This window comes from Ochrobactrum sp. SFR4, assembly GCF_019730395.1.
GTDB lineage: Bacteria > Pseudomonadota > Alphaproteobacteria > Rhizobiales > Rhizobiaceae > Pseudochrobactrum.
Genome location: NZ_JAAPBB010000812.1, coordinates 1 through 269, shown reverse-complemented (window position 1 = coordinate 269; position 269 = coordinate 1). Strand labels below are relative to the sequence as shown.

The following is a 269-nucleotide window of genomic DNA, read 5'->3' as shown; positions in this document are numbered from 1 at the left end:
GCGTACATAGCCCGACCCTTTGAAAGAATAGGCACCATCACCGGCAACCAGTACGGCCTGCTGGCCGGGTTTGAGATGTTTTTGCATTTGGTCATAACCGGCCTTGCCAAGCAGGCTGAGGCCGATAGAGGGTACCGATACCGGCGCGATATAAAGCTCGATGAACTGATCTTCGGGGTCAGATGTTTCAGGATTGCCTGCGGCGTACGGTTGTTTAGCATCAAGAAAAGCTTGCGTTACTTCGCCGACGCTGAGTTTCAAGCTGCGGA

General features: G+C 53.5%; 1 pseudogene. It reads right to left on the bottom strand.

The annotated features are described in order from the left end of the window. Positions 1 to 269, bottom strand: a pseudogene (locus HBA93_RS21340) (4Fe-4S binding protein); the annotation flags it as partial.